The 19755-nt window shown below is 34.7% G+C and carries 23 protein-coding genes and 4 pseudogenes; 5 read left to right on the top strand and 22 right to left on the bottom strand.

Translation table 11 applies throughout. The features are described from left to right. Positions 1 to 274 precede the first annotated feature (274 nt). The 6 genes from mumR to J576_RS10790 form a co-directional block, all read right to left on the bottom strand. Complete coding sequence (mumR, locus tag J576_RS10765) at positions 275 to 1186, bottom strand: LysR family transcriptional regulator MumR (protein WP_001049897.1); 912 nt, start codon at positions 1184 to 1186, stop codon at positions 275 to 277. A 90-nt stretch (positions 1187 to 1276) separates the two neighbouring features. Further along, positions 1277 to 1456 (bottom strand): zf-HC2 domain-containing protein, encoded by a 180-nt coding sequence (locus J576_RS10770; RefSeq protein WP_002048456.1) that lies wholly within the window; start codon positions 1454 to 1456, stop codon positions 1277 to 1279. Beyond that, positions 1450 to 2070 carry an RNA polymerase factor sigma-70 gene (locus tag J576_RS10775; protein ID WP_002048466.1) on the bottom strand — a complete coding sequence of 207 codons (621 nt, stop codon included), beginning with the start codon at positions 2068 to 2070 and terminating at the stop codon, positions 1450 to 1452. The genes J576_RS10770 and J576_RS10775 overlap by 7 nt, the downstream gene beginning before the upstream one ends. Beyond that, on the bottom strand, positions 2067 to 2828 hold the full coding sequence (locus J576_RS10780) for an HvfC family RiPP maturation protein (protein WP_002048471.1): 762 nt from the start codon (positions 2826 to 2828) through the stop codon (positions 2067 to 2069). Before J576_RS10780 ends, J576_RS10775 begins: the two co-directional genes overlap by 4 nt. Then, positions 2779 to 3642, bottom strand: coding sequence for an HvfB family MNIO-type RiPP peptide maturase (locus J576_RS10785; protein ID WP_002048427.1), 864 nt, complete (start codon positions 3640 to 3642; stop codon positions 2779 to 2781). The genes J576_RS10780 and J576_RS10785 overlap by 50 nt, the downstream gene beginning before the upstream one ends. 69 nt (positions 3643 to 3711) lie before the next feature. Further along, on the bottom strand, positions 3712 to 4020 hold the full coding sequence (locus tag J576_RS10790; protein ID WP_002048443.1) for an HvfA family oxazolone/thioamide-modified RiPP metallophore: 309 nt from the start codon (positions 4018 to 4020) through the stop codon (positions 3712 to 3714). A gap of 164 nt (positions 4021 to 4184) precedes the next feature. On the opposite strand from J576_RS10790, the gene J576_RS10795 reads away from it, so the two are divergent. Next, entirely contained in the window at positions 4185 to 4787 is a 603-nt protein-coding gene (locus J576_RS10795) for an HvfX family Cu-binding RiPP maturation protein (RefSeq protein WP_002048435.1), read from the top strand. On the opposite strand, the pseudogene J576_RS10800 reads toward J576_RS10795, so the two are convergent. From J576_RS10800 to J576_RS10825, 6 genes and pseudogenes are all read right to left on the bottom strand, one after another. Continuing rightward, positions 4784 to 5581: pseudogene (locus J576_RS10800) on the bottom strand (SDR family NAD(P)-dependent oxidoreductase). The gene J576_RS10795 and the pseudogene J576_RS10800 overlap by 4 nt on opposite strands. A 91-nt stretch (positions 5582 to 5672) precedes the next feature. Beyond that, positions 5673 to 6617, bottom strand: a complete 945-nt coding sequence (locus tag J576_RS10805; protein WP_025467671.1) for a DUF4424 family protein — start codon at positions 6615 to 6617, stop codon at positions 5673 to 5675. Positions 6618 to 6811: 194 nt separating this feature from the next. Next, positions 6812 to 7210: a DMT family transporter gene (locus J576_RS10810; protein ID WP_002048474.1), complete on the bottom strand. Its 399-nt coding sequence runs from the start codon at positions 7208 to 7210 to the stop codon at positions 6812 to 6814. After that, positions 7207 to 7566, bottom strand: a complete 360-nt coding sequence (locus J576_RS10815; protein WP_002048441.1) for an EamA family transporter — start codon at positions 7564 to 7566, stop codon at positions 7207 to 7209. Before J576_RS10815 ends, J576_RS10810 begins: the two co-directional genes overlap by 4 nt. Continuing rightward, positions 7563 to 8447 (bottom strand): alpha/beta hydrolase, encoded by an 885-nt coding sequence (locus J576_RS10820; protein WP_002048437.1) that lies wholly within the window; start codon positions 8445 to 8447, stop codon positions 7563 to 7565. The genes J576_RS10815 and J576_RS10820 overlap by 4 nt, the downstream gene beginning before the upstream one ends. Continuing rightward, positions 8444 to 9163: an MtnX-like HAD-IB family phosphatase gene (locus J576_RS10825; RefSeq protein ID WP_002048479.1), complete on the bottom strand. Its 720-nt coding sequence runs from the start codon at positions 9161 to 9163 to the stop codon at positions 8444 to 8446. The genes J576_RS10820 and J576_RS10825 overlap by 4 nt, the downstream gene beginning before the upstream one ends. Before the next feature lie 433 nt (positions 9164 to 9596). Between J576_RS10825 and J576_RS10830 the strand changes: the two genes are divergently transcribed. The 4 genes from J576_RS10830 to J576_RS10845 all read left to right on the top strand — a co-directional run bounded on the left by J576_RS10830 (position 9597) and on the right by J576_RS10845 (position 13834). Further along, positions 9597 to 10352 (top strand): MipA/OmpV family protein, encoded by a 756-nt coding sequence (locus J576_RS10830; RefSeq protein WP_002048463.1) that lies wholly within the window; start codon positions 9597 to 9599, stop codon positions 10350 to 10352. A 78-nt stretch (positions 10353 to 10430) separates the two neighbouring features. Continuing rightward, positions 10431 to 11870, top strand: a complete 1440-nt coding sequence (locus J576_RS10835; protein ID WP_002048430.1) for an aspartate aminotransferase family protein — start codon at positions 10431 to 10433, stop codon at positions 11868 to 11870. Between the two features lie 9 nt (positions 11871 to 11879). Beyond that, a complete protein-coding gene (locus J576_RS10840; RefSeq protein WP_002048436.1) occupies positions 11880 to 12947 on the top strand; it encodes a GNAT family N-acetyltransferase in 1068 nt (355 codons plus the stop codon). Then, on the top strand, positions 12944 to 13834 hold the full coding sequence (locus J576_RS10845; RefSeq protein ID WP_002048462.1) for a hypothetical protein: 891 nt from the start codon (positions 12944 to 12946) through the stop codon (positions 13832 to 13834). The genes J576_RS10840 and J576_RS10845 overlap by 4 nt, the downstream gene beginning before the upstream one ends. Before the next feature lie 33 nt (positions 13835 to 13867). On the opposite strand, the gene J576_RS10850 is transcribed toward J576_RS10845, so the two are convergent. The 10 genes and pseudogenes from J576_RS10850 to J576_RS10895 all read right to left on the bottom strand — a co-directional run bounded on the left by J576_RS10850 (position 13868) and on the right by J576_RS10895 (position 19755). After that, on the bottom strand, positions 13868 to 14185 hold the full coding sequence (locus J576_RS10850; RefSeq protein WP_002048460.1) for a hypothetical protein: 318 nt from the start codon (positions 14183 to 14185) through the stop codon (positions 13868 to 13870). A gap of 278 nt (positions 14186 to 14463) precedes the next feature. Next, the gene (locus tag J576_RS10855) at positions 14464 to 14904 is read right to left on the bottom strand and encodes a hypothetical protein (protein ID WP_025467996.1); all 441 of its coding nucleotides are present in this window, start codon (positions 14902 to 14904) and stop codon (positions 14464 to 14466) included. Between the two features lie 141 nt (positions 14905 to 15045). Further along, positions 15046 to 15324, bottom strand: coding sequence for a hypothetical protein (locus tag J576_RS10860; RefSeq protein WP_002053706.1), 279 nt, complete (start codon positions 15322 to 15324; stop codon positions 15046 to 15048). A gap of 140 nt (positions 15325 to 15464) precedes the next feature. Next, positions 15465 to 15980: a hypothetical protein gene (locus tag J576_RS10865; RefSeq protein ID WP_002053708.1), complete on the bottom strand. Its 516-nt coding sequence runs from the start codon at positions 15978 to 15980 to the stop codon at positions 15465 to 15467. A 17-nt stretch (positions 15981 to 15997) separates the two neighbouring features. Continuing rightward, positions 15998 to 16147, bottom strand: a complete 150-nt coding sequence (locus J576_RS20445; protein WP_002053714.1) for a hypothetical protein — start codon at positions 16145 to 16147, stop codon at positions 15998 to 16000. A 180-nt stretch (positions 16148 to 16327) separates the two neighbouring features. Then, positions 16328 to 16987 (bottom strand): annotated as a pseudogene (locus tag J576_RS20450) (RHS repeat domain-containing protein); the annotation flags it as partial. Between the two features lie 307 nt (positions 16988 to 17294). After that, positions 17295 to 17633: pseudogene (locus J576_RS10880) on the bottom strand (hypothetical protein); the annotation flags it as partial. Between the two features lie 259 nt (positions 17634 to 17892). Next, entirely contained in the window at positions 17893 to 18561 is a 669-nt protein-coding gene (locus tag J576_RS10885; RefSeq protein WP_002053703.1) for a hypothetical protein, read from the bottom strand. Between the two features lie 12 nt (positions 18562 to 18573). Then, a pseudogene (locus J576_RS10890) lies at positions 18574 to 19110 on the bottom strand (RHS repeat-associated core domain-containing protein); the annotation flags it as partial. 165 nt (positions 19111 to 19275) lie between these two features. Further along, positions 19276 to 19755: a hypothetical protein gene (locus J576_RS10895; RefSeq protein ID WP_000589266.1), complete on the bottom strand. Its 480-nt coding sequence runs from the start codon at positions 19753 to 19755 to the stop codon at positions 19276 to 19278.

Here is a 19755-nt window from a genome sequence, read left to right on the forward strand (position 1 = left end):
CCTTTTAAATGACAAAGATTCCCTGTTCCCCAATCAACACAATCGGTGATCAAATCTTGTGTTTAAAATAAAAACATAGCTAATCCCTACGAACAATAAGACTTTTTACAGAAATTTAAAATTTTAATTTTTTGATTTTTATAAACTTATCTTCAAAAGTAAGAGTGGGATAAATTTTACTTATTGAAGTACATAAGCTGCTTTTATCGTTTTACCTACAAAACAGCTTTTTTTAATAAGAAAAAATAGGGATAAAAAGCATTCAAGAAATAGCTTATTTTTTAATTTGTTCATTGAGTCTTTTCATGGCACTTTCTGAAACCTGAACCGCCACTTCAGTTAATTTTTCTTTCAAAGCAACGTCATTACCATGAATATAAATAGACGTGAAATGAAAGGTTTTTAAACGGATGGGCGTATTTAATATTTCCAATCGTCCGTCGGTAATTTCCTTTAATGCCGTTAAGGTCGGCACGACCGCAATACCCAAACCTTGCTCTGCTAGACGCAATAACGTTGCTAACGAATAACTGGTAATAGAAAGTGGTTCATCAATCCCCTTTTCTTTCATTTTTGCCTTTAATTCTTTATAGGGATAGGTAATTTTTGGATAGGTTAAAATGGTATGCGACATTAAGGTTTTAAAAGACATTTGCCCAATTCCACCTTTAAAAGATGGCGCCGCCAAGAAACTCAGTTCAAAGTTACAAAGCGACTGCTCAATACATTCAAAAGCCAAAGTTGGCCCAAGCAAAAAGGCCATGTCCAAGTCGCCTGTACGTACCCCTTCTTGCAAGTTAGGGGTCAGATCTACCACAATTTCAACTGAAACTTTTGGGAATTCCTGTTGAACTTTTTCGATATATTCAACCAACCACGTATACACGATAGTCTCAGAAACGCCTAAACGTATGGTTCCGGTCAGGTGCTGATTTTCGGTAAGCTCTGCAACCAAATCAGTTTCTAAACGCATAAACTTTTCGGCATACTTAAATAATGTCATGCCTTTATGGGTCAGTTTAAACTGCCGCAAGCTCCGGTCTAAAACTTTAAAACCTAATTCATTTTCAAGAGATGTGATTTTTTGAGATACCGCAGGCTGCGTGGTTTGTAATTTAGTTGCTGCCTTATTGAAGCTATTTAAAGTCACCACCCAGTAAAATGCTTCAAGATTCTTTAAATTCACGTTTCGTCCTGTCTTAAAAATTCCTTTACTTTTATAGTATGGGAGCTTTTAGCGTGTTAAGGCTAGCAATAAATAAATTTTTAACTAAAGTTAGCCATCCAAATTTTTAAATGCTTTAGAAAGCTGACTAATTGTTTTGATCTGTTTTGCATAACGACGGCATGATCGGCATGCCAATAAATGTAATTGCAAACTACTTTGCTCACGTAAAAACAAAGGTCTATCTTGTTTCTCAGACAAAAGTTGAGTGGCTTGTCGACATGTCAACATGAACAATCCTCCTTCAATAACCATTTATTTTCTAAGCATTCGCGTAATCGGGTACGACTTCGATACATCAACACATTAAAGTTGGAAATAGATAACTCTAGCTTGCTACAAATCTCATTAGAACTCAGCTCTATCACTTCTCTCATCATAAAAACTTGAGCATATTTGGCAGGCAAATGATCTAAGCAAGCTTCAAAAATTATCCAAAAATCTGACTGCTCTATCATTTCTTCAGGGCTTTGCCATGCTTGAGGTGCTTCATATTTATGCCAGTGTCCTGAAGCATCAAATAATTCATCAACACTGAGTTCACTTTCCTCGTCTTTAAATAATTCAGACATGGCAACCAAGCGCGACTTTTGCCGAAGTACATCAATAATTTTATTTTTTAAAATAGAAAATACCCATGTTTTGAAAGCAGCTCGCCCTTTAAATGAATCTAAATGTTGAAAAGCGCTCGTTAATGCTTCTTGCACCACATCTTCAGCTTGCGCAAGTGAGGACAACTGTAAAAAAGCAAATTTAATCATTTGCTGCCTTAAATCTTGTAAAAAGACTGGGCTATGCAGTTGATCCCCTAGATCGTCATGATGTGATGCCGCGGCTGAAGTCATCCTTGTACCTCTTTAAAATCATGGGGAATTTGAATTAATTGTAGTCGTGTTAAGAGGTTTTTGAGTTCTTGAATTTGCAGATAAATTTCAGGCTCAGACAAGTCAGTAAGTACAGAATGAATGAGTGTGAAAATATCATGGTCAGTTAACGCTATATTTTTCGTTAACTGTTCAATCAGCATAGCAAACAAAGGCGAAAGCTGTTCAATACATACTTTATCTTGTTCATCGCGCCAGACCATTACTGCACCTGGTGCAAGTTCAACTTGTTCTAGCGTCATCAAAGTTGTCCACGTATAAACGGGATATTGATAAACCAATACCCATACTTTGGTGGTTAACTGCCAAGCACAATTTTCGTGTAAAACATCATTTTCAATTTCAACAGTATCTAAATACAGTTCAAGCCATTCAAACTGCAATAACTCAGCCAACCAAGGAAAATTTTGTAATATCGGATGCTGTTGCTCTGTTAAATACTCTCTAAACTCTAAAGAAATATCATTATATAAAGGTGAGCGACTCTTAGCTTTTTGAAAGAACTCTAACAGCAATTGTTGCCACTTTAATTCTGGCAACATCGCACGAGCTACCGGATAAACTAACTCAATAAATGAGCTGACATTATTAAAAAGCAAGTCCCGATAAATTTGCATTCGTTGAGCAGGAAGTGCTTGAGGTATTTCCAAATCAGGATCACGAATCCATTCACAAAACTGTCGTTGCATGGTTTGGAAGGATATTTGATTTCCCTTCATAGCCACTCTCCTGTTGTTGAATGAGTTTAATTTTGGCGAGTTCCTCTTCTAATTCTTGCCATGATGGAATATTAAAGTCGCGTTCTAATAAAGTCGGTTTTACTCCACATACTTGATAGGTATATCTCAATAGCTCCCAAACACGGTCACACACTTCTGCCCCATGGGTATCAATTAATAAGTTCTTCTGAACTTTTTCATGCCCAGCAATATGTAAATAACGGATTCTTTCTTTTGGCATTTTCTGGATAAAACCAAATGCATCGCTACCATGATTGATACTGTTGACATAGACATTATTTACATCAAGGAGCAAATCACAGTCTGCATGTTGAATCACTTCACGGATAAATTCAGCTTCACTCATTTCGGCATTCGGCATTAAATAAGTAGAAACATTCTCTATAACTAATCTTTTTCCTAAAATATCCTGCACACGTAAAATACGTTCAGCCACATATTTAACAGCGGCTTCTGTCATCGGTATGGGCAACAAATCGTATAAATAGCCGCCGTCATTTGTATAACTTAAATGTTCAGAATAAATTGGTACATCATATTGTTCTAAAAAGCTTTTTACTTTACCTATAAATTCGAGATTAAGTGGATGCGGCCCTCCAATAGATAATGACAAGCCGTGACAAATTAACGGCGATTTTTCAGCACACTGTGCAAGTAGTTTTGCATGTCGACCACCAAAACCTAACCAGTTTTCTGGGGCAACTTCGATAAAGTCCGGATATGTTTTTGCAGCTAGAAACGAATCTATAAAGTCACGTCTCAAACCAAGCCCCACACCATTCAACTCCATCATGGTGATTACTCCTTTTGGAAATGATGCCGACACTTACTAGAAGGCCGACATCATCCATGATTAGATTGTTTACTTGGCGCCACACTTGCCATCAGCAACTTTTTTATCTGCCCCGCACTTGCCGTCCGCTGCTTTTTTAGTTGCTCCGCATTTACCATCTGCTGCTTTTTTATTTGCTCCACATTTTGCTTCAGCAGACTTTTCGTGTTTTTTCATTTTGTTGGCTCCGCATTTCGCTTCACCACATTTACCATCGGCTGCTTTGGTTGCATGTACTTCGGTTGTTGTATTGGTTGCTGCTACAGCCACTTGCGTAGCACCCGCAACTGAAAGTGCTAATAATGCTGCTACTGAAGTCATTGAGTTGAGTTTATTCATTTTCGTATTCCTTTAATGCTAATTTCTCGGTTTGTACACATGTACATAAAGTTAGACGGACTAAATCCCTTTTTATTACACCGTAAATAAAAAAAAATTTTATGTAAGAAATACAGTTTCCTTCCGACTAATTATTATTCAATCGCATTGGATGTGAAATTATCATGAAGAACTTTATTTATGGCTTATCTCGATATTATCAAAACCTCGGTAAGTCTTTACAACATATTGATGGCATTGCCGCACTTGCTCTTCGATTGTACCTAGTCCCCATATTTTGGATGGCGGGCACAAATAAACTGATGCACTTCAATGACATTGTAGAATGGTTCGGCAGTTCAGATGGAGGATTGGGCCTTCCCTTTCCCTATTTAATGGCCGTTCTTGCAACGTCAACTGAACTGGCAGGTGCCATACTTTTAACATTAGGTTTATTTACCCGTTTAATTAGTATTCCTCTTATTATTACCATGTTAGTTGCAATATTTACGGTACACCTCCCAAATGGATGGCAAGCAATTGCAGACCCACATGCTCCCTTCGCGAACATGCAAGTATTGGCTTCCGCTGAAAAGTTAGATAAAGCTCGAGAGATCTTACAGAACTATGGCAACTATGACTGGCTTACATCGAGCGGCTCGTTTGTTATTTTAAATAACGGAATTGAATTTGCCACGACCTATATGATTATGCTACTTGCCCTTCTTGTACTTGGAGGCGGCCGTTATTTCAGTTTAGATTATTGGATTAGAAATAAACTACGCTAATCGATTATTGTGCCAGCAGTCATGTTTACAACCGTTGCGGTCATTGAGTTCGCATGTTCCGATGCAAGAAAAGCAACGGTTTCTGCAACTTGTGAAAGTGTCGGTAGTCGTTTTAGCATGGTGCTCTGAGCAGCACCTTCAAGCTATTGTCCTATGCTAAGTCCCATGGCCTGTGCTTTAGACTCAAACAATTCACGTGTATAAGAACCCGCTTGAACAGCATCAACTATTGCATGTGAGCGCACACCGAGTACCCGTATATTATTAGGGCCTAGCTCACTGGCAAGCGCTTTAATAAAGGCCTCAATTCCAGCACAGCCCACAATATGTCCTAAATGCCCCGGTATCGCCATTCGTGCTGAAGGTGCCACAATTGAAATGATGGTTCCGCCGCGCTTACCGCCCATATAAGGAACCACAGCTTTAGAGATATTAAACTGCGCCGTTAGAAATGGATTTATTCCCCCAACGAACTCATCAAGGTTTAATTCTAAAATTTCTTTACCTTGATTATGAGTAAAACTGGTCGCATTGATGACGATATCTAAACCGATCGCCTCTTGAGCAATTTGAGCAACTACCTCACTGATTGCTTGGCTATCTAGCACATCGACACTGACGGTATGTACCGCGCCTTCGTATTTTTGCAGTTGTGTCGCAATGTTTTGCAGTTTATTTAAATCCCTTGCGCATAAATAAACATGTGCTCCTTCACGAACTAAAACTTTTGTAATGGCAGTGCCAATTGCACCACTGCCTCCAAAAATTACTGCTACTTTTCCTTTGAGCAACATACGGCATCCTCTTGTTATTGTGCGCCATGCTTAGGTTATGACACACAATCAAAAGTGATGCAATTTTATACAGATTAAAGTTTGTATGAGCTTATGGCAGATGAACAAAAATAACGTCTAAGTCTTGCTTTGGTACAAACTTGGTTTTGGTCATTTGAAATTGAGTCGGACTAATTTTGTTAACTTTGCCATCCCAACAAAATGACACTAGTTCGCCTTTATCACGTTCAATCGTTAACTTAAAGTTTTCAATAGGCTTTGCCCAGTTAGCACCTGTCGTCAAAATATAACCTAAAGCACTAAACGGCGAATGTTCTGCCTGAGCTTTTTTAAGACCCTGCTTAAATTGTTTATCCATGCAAAATTGCTTGCTATCTTCATCTGGATAAAGCGCAACAGAACCGCCGACCAAAGGTTTATATTCATGATGAATTTTAGTCAAACCATTTGCTTTAAAAGTTTGCTTCCAGCTATAAATGACTTGAGATGACCACGGGATTACATCATCTTTTTCAAATTGGGCTAAAATTTTCTGCATTCGTGGTTTATTACATTGTTTTAGTTTGTCTACATAATCGTCATAATTATTATTGTTGCGCGTCCATGGATTGAGCATATCTTTTTCAGTAAAACCGCATTGCTTAAACTCTTCAGTTACATCCATTAAAGGAGATTTTTCATCTTTTTGAATAAACGTTCTAACATGCATTTCAGGTTTTATATTTTGGCCATCCACTACAATTTTAAAGCTCTTTAAAAGTGCTTCAGTATTTGCAAAATCTGCTTCAAAAAAGTTATCTACACGTGGTAGCGGAAATAAAATAGTTTCAGTGACATCCTTATTACTTAAATTTTTATATAGATAATCAACTCTAATTATCTTTTTACTTATAAATAAATCTTCACTTTGCATGGCAACTTGAGAGTTTTTTAAATACTGAATGCCACCTGTTCCGACATAACCCGTCGAGTCATTGGCTAAGCTATAACTTGAGAGCGGAATCAAAACAGCTAAAGTCATTACAAGCTTTTTCATTTTAAAGTCTCTATATCGTTTTTTAATTATGAAATATCAACCTAAATGATAGCTGTTTTAAGACTGTTGAGGTAAGTAAGTTAAAAGTAATTAAAAAGATGTAAATAATTTGGCTAAAACAATCTTTTATGAGCCACTCACTTTCACAAAATCAGCGGCTATAAAGATAATCGCTTTAAAAGAATTCATATATTTTATTTTGTGGCGACTTCTTCATGACTATGGCTCTCTTCTTCGTCTTTAGCCAAGAAGCAAACACCTGCAAAAATAAGAATAGCGCCAGTAACTTTTGTAAATGTTAGCGGTTCATTAAACAGCCAAATCGACAAAAACATCACCGTGATGAGTTCTAAATGTGAAGCTGCAAAAGCCGGCCCTATAGGCGCATGCTTTAATAAGTTCATCCAGATAAAAAAGGCACCTATATATCCAATAAAAGCCCCATAAATCCAAGGATGTCCAAAAACTCGGAACAGCCAATCTACATCAAAAGTTAAAGGCATCGCATGAATGGAAGCTAACTTAAAACTGATTTGAGCCAATGTATCGAAGAGCATTAATATTAAAAAACCAATAATATAAAATTTTTTCATGCCCCAATCCCAACAATAGTGACACCGACCGCAATCAGAACTACACCAATTAAGCGATTTCGAGTTAGTTTTTCATTAAAGAATAAGCGCCCAGCAAGCATAATCACGACAATGTTGATACAGCCTAACATGACCCCAATAGAGAGAGGAACTAACGAGAGGAAAGCAAGCCAAACGACAAACTCAAAGATATAGCAAAAAATCCCGAGCCATATCCATGGACGTTTCGCCATGAACCACCAATGCTCTAGACCTTCATTGGTTTTACTTTCATGAGCAGCGGCCTTAAAAGCCAACTGCCCAACAGTATCAATCAAAATGGTTAGCATCCATACACTGAACACCACAATATTCATAAAAGCTCACCAATTTTTTCAGGTGAAGTTTTACGTTCTTGACGAGTTGATAGATGCTCTGACTGCTTTTTTTGATGTTGGTACTGTTCAATAAATCGAATGGACTCTTCAATCACTTGTTTACGGTCATTATCAATCGTAATCATGTGATAACTATTGTAAAGCCAGATTAAGGTTTTAGGCCCCTTCACTTTGGCATAAATTAACTCACTATTTCTTCGATGAGCAATGTCATCGTCATAGGCATGTAATAACAGACATGGTGCAGTAATGTTGGGTAGATTTTTGCGAACATTCCGCGAAAGTCGCTGTAACTGGAATAATGAATGCCAAGGGTTCCCCGGCAAGCCTGCTTCGCTACTTTCACCGCTATTCATGGCCTGAACAATACGCGAACGCAATACCTCATTTTTGATGCCATAAGGTTCAGCTTCGTCAAAAGTATTGTTACGACAGATATTTAAATAATGAACACTCGGCAGAACAATAGGTGCAAGCACTTTTGACCATAAAGGAATGCTCCAGCCGTCGTATTGGAAGGTCGGACTATAGGCAATGACCCCTGCAACCGGATAAGCCGATGCATATTTTAATGCCAGCAAAGAACCCATTGATAAACCGGCAACAAATATCTCATCTGTATGTTCTTTTAGCGTTTCTGCGGCTGCAACTACGCTATTAAACCAATCTTCCCATTGGCTATTTACCAAATCTTCGACATCACCACAGTGTCCAGCCAACTGCACGCCATATACACTATAGCCAGCCTGATGAAGTACACGTGCAATTCCTCTCATTTCATTTGGCGTACCCGTCAAACCATGAATGAGTAAAATACCAGTTCGGTTCCCCGATAAAAAAAATGAGTTGTCTTTTATCATGTAATCACCGTCACTGGAGTATCTATTCCAAAATCACTGCTTAATAGCTTAGCCAAGGGTTGATAAATTTCTACAAAGTTTTCAAACTTTGTATGGAAAATATGGTTTTCTCTACAATGGTCTATCAAAGATTTTTTTGCAAAAACATAATCTGCATTTCCGGCTAGACAATAGTCTGAACGCCCATCTCCAATCAAAATAATTTGATTTTGAGGTTTCTGGTTTGCAATCTTACATTTGCAAGTTCCACTTTGACTTATGCAGCTCGCTTCTTGATTTGGAAACTCGAGTCGCCATGATCTCTCACCTGTCTGAACGAGATGGTTTGCAATTACAGGCAAATGTTCCAAATTATATTTTTTTAAAATATGACGAATAACGAAATCAAGCCCATCACTTACAATCGTCAACGGAATTTTATACTGCGCAGTAATCTTTACTAATTCAATAAAGCCGAGGTCAATATCAATTTGGTCAAGACATTGCTGCAACTCATCAATAGAGACATCCAACAGCTCAATTTGTTTTTGCATACAGACTTTGGAACCAATTTTGCCTTGCTCCCACTCTTCCTCAATTTCTTCCCAACCAGCTTTTGCATAAGTTTCAAGCAAATAGTCCGTCGTATCTTTTAAGCTGATTGTCCCATCAAAGTCACATAAAATATGCCAAGGTACAGTGTGATCTGTATAGTAATGCTGGTTGACCATGAACATAAAATGCCTCACACGAATAATTTAAGAATTTTTATAAAAAACACCGTCTGACTTTAGGTGGGAAATCTTAAAAATTTCTTTAATTAAAAATATTTCAAAAAAATATGAAAAAATGATTATATTATTCTGTAATTTACAAAATTATTGGTCGTTAATAATTTAACTCAAAAATGTTGAGTCATTTCTTAAAATAAAAAATAATTAATAAAAATCAAATATTTAATAAAATAAAATGTATAAATAATCAATCATTATACCTTCTTCAAAAATCTATTTTTATACAAAATTAAAGGGTTTTAATAGAAAAATACAAAATTAAGATTTTTTTAATTTTTCATTAAGATTTGTATAAGAATTAACTTTTATATTCAAGAAAATTTTGAACAGAACACAACCAGAAAACGATTATTTTTTCACCCTAGAAAGACTGATTATGATTAAACCATTGAAAAAAATCTCCATAGCAGTAGCAATAACCAGTAGTTGTTTTTACTGCCCTGCTTATGCACAAGAAAGCTCCTCACCAGATTTAACAATGGGTTTTAACTATTCTGTAAATTTTCAAGCTTATAAAGGTCATAAAACCTATCAAACAATTTTACCTGTTTTTTTCTATGACAATGACAAATTCTATATTGAAGGCGACGATGCCGGTTATTACCTCTTCAAAGATGACAAAAATCAATTACGCCTCGATGGACACTATGATGGCAACTCATATGATCCAAGTGGTGAACTTTACTTATTAGATAAGCGCAAATGGTCTGTTCTAGCGGGTGCAAGTTATATGCGTATTACACCGTATGGCGGATTTAAAGCACGGCTTAATACCGATGTCCTGTCCCGTAGTAAAGGTACTATCTTAAGGGCTTCTTATCTTGCTGAGCTAGACAAAGGCAATTTGACCGTCTATCCGGAAGCTGGTTTCCAATGGAACAACGCAAAATATAACCAGTATTACTACGGCGTCAGTGATGCTGAAAGTAAACGGAGTGGTATCGCAGCATATGAACCGGGCCAGAGTATATCGCCTTTTGTGAGCATGACAGCCAACTACAAACTTTCCAAACACGTGAACGCTTTTAGTTCTGTTGAATTTAACTATCTATCAAACGAACAGTTTAAAAGTCCAATGGTAAAAAAACGCACAGATATTACACCTGCTGTGGGGCTTACCTTTACTTTTTAACTCTAACCAATTTTTTCACTCAGCCTCTGTATCTAAAACATACATACTGAAAATACCAACCGTAAAAGGAATAGAAGTATGAACAACAATCATACATTCAAGCAAGAAAGCGCTTCTGCAACTAGTTCTAATAATCGCGTTCCACTTAATGAAGCGCAACTTCTAGCAGATGAGGCAAAGTATTGTTCACACGGCGATACAGTACACTATGTAAACCCACCTAAAATTTTTACGGATTGTCAGGGCAGCTATATTTTTGATGACCAGAATATCCCCTATCTAGACTTACAAATGTGGTATTCAGCGGTTAACTTTGGTTATAAAAACCCACGTTTAGATCAAGCGCTCATCGACCAAATTCATAAACTTCCTCAAATTGCCAGCCAATATTTGCACCCAACTAAAATTGAACTCAGCAAAGTCATTGCTGAAGACATGCTTAAAAAAACAGGTGTACAAGGTCGTGTTCACTATAACGTAGGTGGTTCTCAAGCAATTGAAGATTCATTAAAGCTTGTACGTAACTTCTGCAAAGGCAAAAGCCGTATGTTTGCCTTCGAAGGTGGTTACCATGGCCGTACTTTAGGTGCATCTTCAATTACTTCAAGCTACCGCTACCGCCGCCGCTATGGTCATTTTGGTAAGCGTGCTCAATTCATTCCATTCCCATATCCGTTCCGTCGTCCTAAAGGCATGACACCAGAAGAATATGCAGATAAGTTAGTTGCCGAATTCGCGCGTCTTTTTGAAAATGAATACCACGGTGTGTGGGACCCTAAAGTTCGTGAAAGTGAATTTGCGGCTTTTTATATTGAAACAATTCAGGGTACTGGCGGTTACGTTATTCCACCGAAAAACTTCTATAAAGGCCTGAAAAAAGTCCTAGATGACCACGGTATTTTATTGGTTGTCGATGAAATCCAAATGGGCTTCTACCGTACAGGTAAACTTTGGTCTTTCGAACATTTCGATATTACGCCAGACGTTGTTGCATTTGGTAAAGCGTTGACCAACGGATTAAACCCACTTGCTGGTATTTGGGCAAAAGAAGAAATGATAAATCCTGAAACGTTCCCAGTGGGTTCAACTCACTCAACGTTTGCGTCTAACCCGCTTGGTACGGCAGTTGGTCTTGAAGTCATGAACATGTTGGCTGAAAAAGACTACGAAAAACAAATCATGGAAAGTGGTGCTTATTTCCTAGAAGGTCTAAAAGACCTGCAATCACGTCATCCAGAAATTGGTGATGTTGATGGATTAGGACTAGCATTACGTGCAGAAATTTGTCAGGCTGATGGCTTTACTCCAAACAAAGAATTGTTGGATAAAATGGTCGATATCGGTCTTTCAGGTACCCTTGAATACCAAGGTCAACAATGTGGTTTGGTGTTAGATGTAGGCGGTTATTACAAGAACGTAATTACATTCGCACCTTCACTAGATATCTCAAGAGCCGAAATCGATCAAGCGATGGTATTACTTGACCAATTATTAGTTCGAGCTAAACGGGAAATATAAAATTAATTTATGACTATAAACCTGAATCAGTTAGAACCTCAGGCGGTGGTGGATGCTTTTTTAAAGCATCCACCTTTAAGTTTTCAGGTTCATTCGCCTAGCGATTTTTTACCTTATTTTTATACAGAGTTTGATTTATTAACGACTCTAGATACAGACCTTCTTAAAAAAATTAAAGCATTACCAGGCTATCAAATCTGGGGAAAACTCCTTCATTTTAAAACGTGTTTTATCGGGACAACGGTCACAGAATACAGCTTATTACCTAATGGACTTCCTCTGGACTCAATAGCAGATTTTTTAAAAAATAATGACCAGAAAATTAAGTTAGGTATTATTAAAGATCTTCCTTTAGACTCACCTTTGCTCAGCGATCTTGAAAATAATTACAGTCAAACTTTTATTCAAGAAGCAGAAAAAAAAGGTTTTCTATCTGTAGAAGGACAAGCTTTAGCTTATGTTCCTATCGATTTTTTAAGCCGTGAAGAATATCTTTCTCGACTCTCTAAACCACGCCGTAAAAACTTTAAACGTAAACTCAAAAGTTTAAATGAATTAAACATTGAACAGTTATCTACGGGCGATGAGCGCTTTAATGATCATGAGTTTAGAACATATTTATATGAACTCTATCTGGCCGTTTATCACCAAAGCGAAATACATTTTGACCTACTCAGCCCTGAGTTTTTTTCAGAAATTCTTCAAGATGTGCACAGTGGCGGTAAAGTCTTTTTATATTGGGCAGATACAACCCTAGTCGGCTATAACATTTGTTATGAATACAAAGACAATCTGGTTGATAAATATATTGGTCTCAATTACCCGCTCGCAAAAGACTACAATTTATATTTTATTAGCTGGTTCGTAAATTTAGACTATGCCCTAACCCATAACCTCAAATTTTACATCGCAGGTTGGACAGACCCTGAAGTCAAAGCTCAACTGGGTGCTAAATTTACATTTACCCGACATCTGGTATGGATACATTCACCTGCCTTACGTTTTATTTTAAAGAAATTACGTCCTTTATTTGAAGCAGATCATCAGTGGCATGTTAAACAGGAAACACGATCATGAGTTCAGTAAATAACAGAACACCTGTCGTTTTAAATTTTGATGATTCTGCTGGTGATCCTGATGATGCTGTACGCGTTGATCTCAGCTCATGGCAAGAAGTCATTCGCTTTGGTTGTAAATTAAAAGAGTTCGACGAGTTACGTACTTACCTAAACCAGCATTTACCTTCAAAAATGGGTTGTGTTCTTTTAGGTAGTGGTGATTATCACCATGTTACCCAGCTTTTACTGGAAAGATTGCCATCTGCTGAACCAATTCATCTTATTGTCTGTGATAACCACCCTGACAATATGCGTTACCCTTTTGGTATTCACTGTGGTTCATGGGTGTATTGGGCAAGTAAGCTTCCACAAGTTGCCAGAATAGATGTACTTGGAATTAGCTCAAGTGATATTGGATGGCTACATGCTTTAGAAAACCATTGGTCACCTCTATATAAAGGAAAGCTGCATTACTGGAGCATCCAGCAAAATGCATTATGGGTGCGTTTTACAGGCAAAAAGAATGCATGGCAAAACTTCGATCATCCAGATGAGTTACTAACTGCATTTCTCACAGAACTAAAAGCATCGAACATACCTGTTTATTTATCGATTGATAAGGATGTGCTGTCGAGCGATGTCGTCATGACGAACTGGGACCAAGGTAAGTTTCTAGAGAAGCACTTACAGAGCTTGATTGAAGCGTGTAAGGGTCGATTAGTAGCTGCGGATATTACTGGGGATGTTTCAGCCTATCATTATAAAAACTACTTTAAACGGTTTTTAGCAGCTTCGGATGGACAACAAGAGCCAACTGTCGAAGAACTCTCAAATTGGCAGTTAGAACAGAAAGCACTGAACCTACGGTTAATTCATGCCATAGATTCAGCTTGGTCAAATCAATAAGAAAAAACCCACAAACTGTGGGTTTTCTTTTAATTACTTCGCTACGTTTACACCAACAATAAACTGGCTACAATTCGAGCCTTCAGAGGCATTACCTAATTGTTTTTCAGAAAACTTAAATTTTGATGCCACAGAAGCATAATCTTTCTTAAGGGTTTGGCCTGTAAGCTCACCTAACTCTTTTACTTGTTCAGGCTTTAAAATTCCGTGTTCAACCGCTTGATTCACCATTACACATGCTGTTGTCATAGCATCATAACGTGCAGCAGTTTTCGAATAACCTAGAGCACCCACTACACCACCAACAATTAAACCGACTACTACAGCCAAAGTTACATGCATTTTATTCATTTTAAATACCTAAAAATCTAACTAAAGACGAGCACCTTAAGAGTTTGTGCTCAAGTAGAATTAAGATAACTGCTTTTATTTGATACAAAAAGTTAGATTCTGTCAGATTTATTGATAGTTGAGTTGTCGTAAAGACATTACCATGCTCTTTGTAAGTATGGATGTTTACTCTTTCTATTCAATACATAAGAAATAAGATTATTAATTTTATAGTGTTCCAAGAAAAATTTATTTAAAATTATTTATGTAACCCTCTAATTATCAAGATTAATATAAAATCATAAATTCCCGCATATATATTCAAAAATTCTCAACTCCACTAATTTTATATCTTTTCTGGAACTATCTATACTTAAAAAATAAATAAAATCCAGAAAACAAAATTCATCCATAAAGTTAAATAAATTCAGAAAAAATTTGTTAATATTTATCTTGATCGCTGGTTCAGATCCGGAAAAATATAAATATACTCTCTCCTCATTTAATAATTTAAATTTTAAATTCGAGACAATTTCATTTATCACACTATTATCAATTTCATTTGGAAAACTCAATTTTAAAAAGTCTGTATTTGTGATTTCCCAATTCATTTTGCCTGTTGTCCCCTTCCATAAAGGGGTCATAAACTCATTAATTTCATCAGTTAAATCTAAGGACATTATTGAAAAATCAATCTCATATTTTCTACAAAACACTTCAATATCTTTAATTAAATTCATAACTTATGCACTAGTCCTACTATATTAAAATTACAATAAAAATTTAAATTCATTTTTGATTTACACATGAAAAATTTTCAGAATTATCTAAAATAGGACCTAATAACAAATATAAAGTTCTATTTTGAAATTTTATACAAACTATAACCATCTATTAGCTGGTGATGATTCCTCATGTTTTTTTAAATCAGTCTGTTTAATTTTTCCTAAAGATACTGCCTTATTAAACAATTTATCAAATCTAGCTAAAGATTCAGCATCTCCTGCTAATGAGGCATAAAGCATTAAATATTTTTCAATTTCTTTACTATCTAACTTTATTATTTCATCTATTTGATCATCTAAGATTTCATCAACTTTTTCATATTCTTCCTGTTCCAAAAACTTATCTACAAGTTGATTAAACTCTTTAAATTTCACAATTAATTACTCCAGCTTATACTTTGATTAGCATGTTTGATCTATTCAAGTTGCCCAAAAGTATATGAATTTTTCATCAAATTACTGAAAATTTATAAGAAAATTGTGCCTTTAAATTTTTAAATACACTAAATTTATATTTACTTAATTTCTTCAAAATATTCATACGTTGGTAAATCAGGTTCTGATGAATTTGTATTTCCAGCATAACTATCTAACACTAACTTAAAATTATCAGAAATAATTGCAAGAAAATAAAGATTATTATATATATAACAATCAAATAAAAATGAAATTTGATCCTTGTTCAATTTAAAAACAGGTAAAGGCGAAATATTATAGTATTCGCCATCATCTAAAAATGTTTCATATTGACTAAAAGATACATTAAATAAAAGATCTTCATCAGAAATATTCTTAATAAAATTAATGATCTTTTTACTTATTAAAACCTTATCCTGTGTTTCTGTAGCTTCTATCAACATCTGATTTGATTTTTTTAAAGATAATATTTCATTGTAAAAATCAATACTTTCATCGACAGGCAACTTATCTGAACTATCTAAAAATTTAAATTTTAAATTAGTATCCTTAATAAAATTTGATAGATTCAGATTTTGTCTTTGTTTAATCTTAAGTAGTGTAATTCTTTTCACTCATGCGCTCCTTATCACTAGTCATGAGTAACCACTGGCCCACTTGAAATATATTTCCAAGCGCCTTGATTATTAGACCTAACTTGACCATTATCCATCATAGCTGGAGCTGCATGCCAATGCGAACATGGATGCTCTTTATCTTTAGGATGATGAGAAACTATCATAATTTTTTCTCCTTCTCCCGTTCTAACACTATACATATATTGTTCCCAATTAGGAATTACCCTTTGTTTAATTGGCGTAGAAGATGTTGGAATACCAGCTTTTCTCATAACTTCTCTTCGTGCCTGTCTAGAAGTCCTACCTTGACCACAGGTTTCTTCTTTACTCTTTTTATGTTGTGTATTTTTATTTTTGTTTTTATTATTTAGTCCTAAAGGATCAATCCAAGCTATTGAGTTTGGTGCATATGCATATACATTATGCCCCCATCAACCCAATTGGATCTTTACTTACAAACCGTCCCACATAAGGCGAGTAATAACGATAACGATTGTAATGTAACCCTGTCTCTTCATCGAAATACTGTCCCTGGAAACGGATATTATTTGAAATAATTTCACTATTTTCGAAGAAATTGGACTTGGCTCTCTCTGCTTTACACTCGGCCCAAGCTTTATATTCGGCTTTCCAAATAATTGCACCTGTATGATCGGTCATTTCTTGCGGTGTGCCTAAATGGTCACAGTGATAGAACCATACATCATCAAACTCTTTACCCTGTTTTTCAGTTTTCCAAAGCGGGTCACGGTGTATGTTATGAGGTCTATCTGACCAATCTGGTGTTTGGTGTAATTCTATTGGACTTAAATAAACAGTTTGTAGCATCGGTACAAAACTGTCTTTTTCATAGATGTAATGCTTAGTCAGTTCCTCTGTGGACTCATAAGCAAGCGTATCGCGCCATCCCATCCATAAATGATATTCTGTTCTTGACCTATATGGTGATGCTTACTCCGCTTTTGAATACGGCGGTCTAATGCATCATAGCGATATTTTGCCGTATTTTATATTCTAAACCCGAATTGCCCATATATAATTCGCTGTACACTATTCTAAACATCCAATGTTCCCAAAAATAAAAAACCTTCAGGCCTAATAGTGAATTAATAATTTAAATAATTAATTCACTATTAAAAATTATTAATTTTAGTATTCCAAGAAATTCATTTTGAATTTAAATTTATTAACAATATCTACAAATTTTTTGCTCACTACGTAGATATATGGTTTATCAGTATCTCTAACAATAAAAAAGTCATCTATTACAAGATCATCTTTTATAAAGTCATCTTCATCTAGTAAATTATTTTTTCTTTTAATATACATGGCGTAAATATCTGCTTCTTGATTTCTTACATAACATTGATAGAAATCACATTCGTCTGCAAGAACTTCCTTCATTTCATTAAAAAATCTTTTTGAAAAAAGTAAAATTCCTGAAGATGAATAATAAAAATCCGTATCCAATATTTCATTCAATTGATCAGAAAAAATATTGTCAAAATCTAAATTTATTCTAGGATTTTTTAAAAATTGATTACTTAAGTCAAATTTAAAAAAATCAACAATAATTTCTTGCTTCCCTTTCAAATCAAAAGAAAAATCTCTATCAATATACTCAGACGGATAAATTGTATAAAAATTCATCAACCCACCTTTAAAAACACCTTATTTAAAAGTAGTACTTCGAAATAAATATATAGAAGTATTACTTATTCTTTGAATAGCACTTAAAATTTAACTGTGGACTTTATAGCCTTACTGGTGTTCACGTGCTAAATTATAGGCCAAACCAACTCATTTATTTCTTCATCACTCAAATACAAAGAATTAAATAAATCATCTGGATCACGCCATTTTTCTATATCTAACAAATATTATTTTTTATATGAGAGAGATATATCTGCTAAATTGGCCACACAAATTTATTCACCTCATCTTCGCTCAAAAACATAAAACTAAAATCATCAGAGTCTCTCCATTGAGCCAAACTAAGGTCAAAAATATTTATACCTTGATATTTATTTTTTTCAATTTCTTCTTTAACGGACTCACTGATAAAAAAAGTATCTTGAGCAGAATCCACATTATTAATTTTCAATATATCAACATCTAAATTATTTAAAAATTCTACCTTTTCTAAAACCAAAAAATCATTATCCAATCTATAAGTTGACTTATTTAAATCTAAGACATTTTTAAAATCAAAAATTTGATTAAATCTAAAAATATAATAATTTTTGTTATTTATTTTTTCCAAACTTTCACTCAAGACTTCAACCCTTATAAAATCAGAATTAATATATTTTCCAAAAATATTTTTAAAAATTTCATCAACAACATATATATTTTCATTTATATTTCTAATACTTATTTCTATTTTTTTACTTTTTAAGATAAGTACACCTTCGATAGGTAAATCACAGTTTTTGCTAGTTTTATAACTATACCATGGTAAAGATCTACATTCGATATTTTGGCTAGCTTGCTCTTTATTCATATATAGAACAGCATCATCCACAAGTGAAATTGGACAAAGACTACTTTGCATCGCACTTAAAACAAAATACTTCATATTTATTTAATCCTAACTTAATCTGATTGGTTTTGTACCAGGTGTTATTAAAACAAGTCTCATACTTGACTGTAAATTTGCCACTTTATCTCTAGCTTGAGAAGCGGTTATTTTCTTACTTTCAAATTCTCTCTGTATTTGTCCTAACTTTTGATTAATACCTGCAGAATAAATTGGATGTGATCCACAATGATATAATTGGCGCTTCATTTGTTTTGCCTTAGCTTCACTGTCAGGCATTAAAACGCCATTTTCTGCTTTATCTCTATTTCCGCCAATACCAATATCATCTAAAAAATCTTTGCGCTTGGCCCAAATTTCTTCAGGAATAATATGATGAGCTTGTAAATGATCACCTTTTACTCCACCTAAATTTCTATTTAAGGTGGTACTACATAATCCCTTACTATCTATCCATGTAATCGGGTTGTTAGCATATACATAAACATTATTACCACCCAACAACCCAATTGGGTCTTTACTTACAAACCTACCTACATATGGGGAATAATAACGATAGCGATTGTAATGTAATCCTGTCTCTTTATTTATTATCCTATATTTTAAAATATTCATGCCTAAAAAACTTTTAATTGTATTTTCCAAATCAATTGAACTTAATAAAACTCTATTAAGTAGAGTTTTATTAAGAAATGAAGGATTAATAATCACATCATCTTTGAGAAAAACAAAAAGTTTATAAAAATATATTTCTTAGAATAACATATCATTATATGACTCTATTAACTTAATCTTCCTATTCATTTCTAAAACCTCATCTTTATTAAATTTTTTTTCAAAATTAAAATAATTAATAGCACCACTAAATAAAGATCTTAAAAAATCCATTGAGTTAAATTCTTTATTCAAATAAATAACTTTTTCTGATGAAATTTTGAGATTAATTAGATTCATTTTACGTTTCATTATAGTAAAACGTATTGGTTGAGAAGGAAAACCAATATCATAATTTCCATTTTTAAAAAAATCTTCAAAACCATCTGCAATGAATCCCCAGAACCAATTTATATCATCTACAACATTTGATCCAAAAATTTCTTTTTCATAATAAAAAATTACTATTTTTCCTTCAACATAATCCCAATCAATATTTTTTAATTGATAAGAAAAAGCAATGTCATTTATATCAATATAATCATCATTAATTTTAATGAGTGACTTAAATTTAATCAT

It is taken from the genome of Acinetobacter sp. 766875, assembly GCF_000582055.1.
Lineage (GTDB): Bacteria > Pseudomonadota > Gammaproteobacteria > Pseudomonadales > Moraxellaceae > Acinetobacter > Acinetobacter nosocomialis.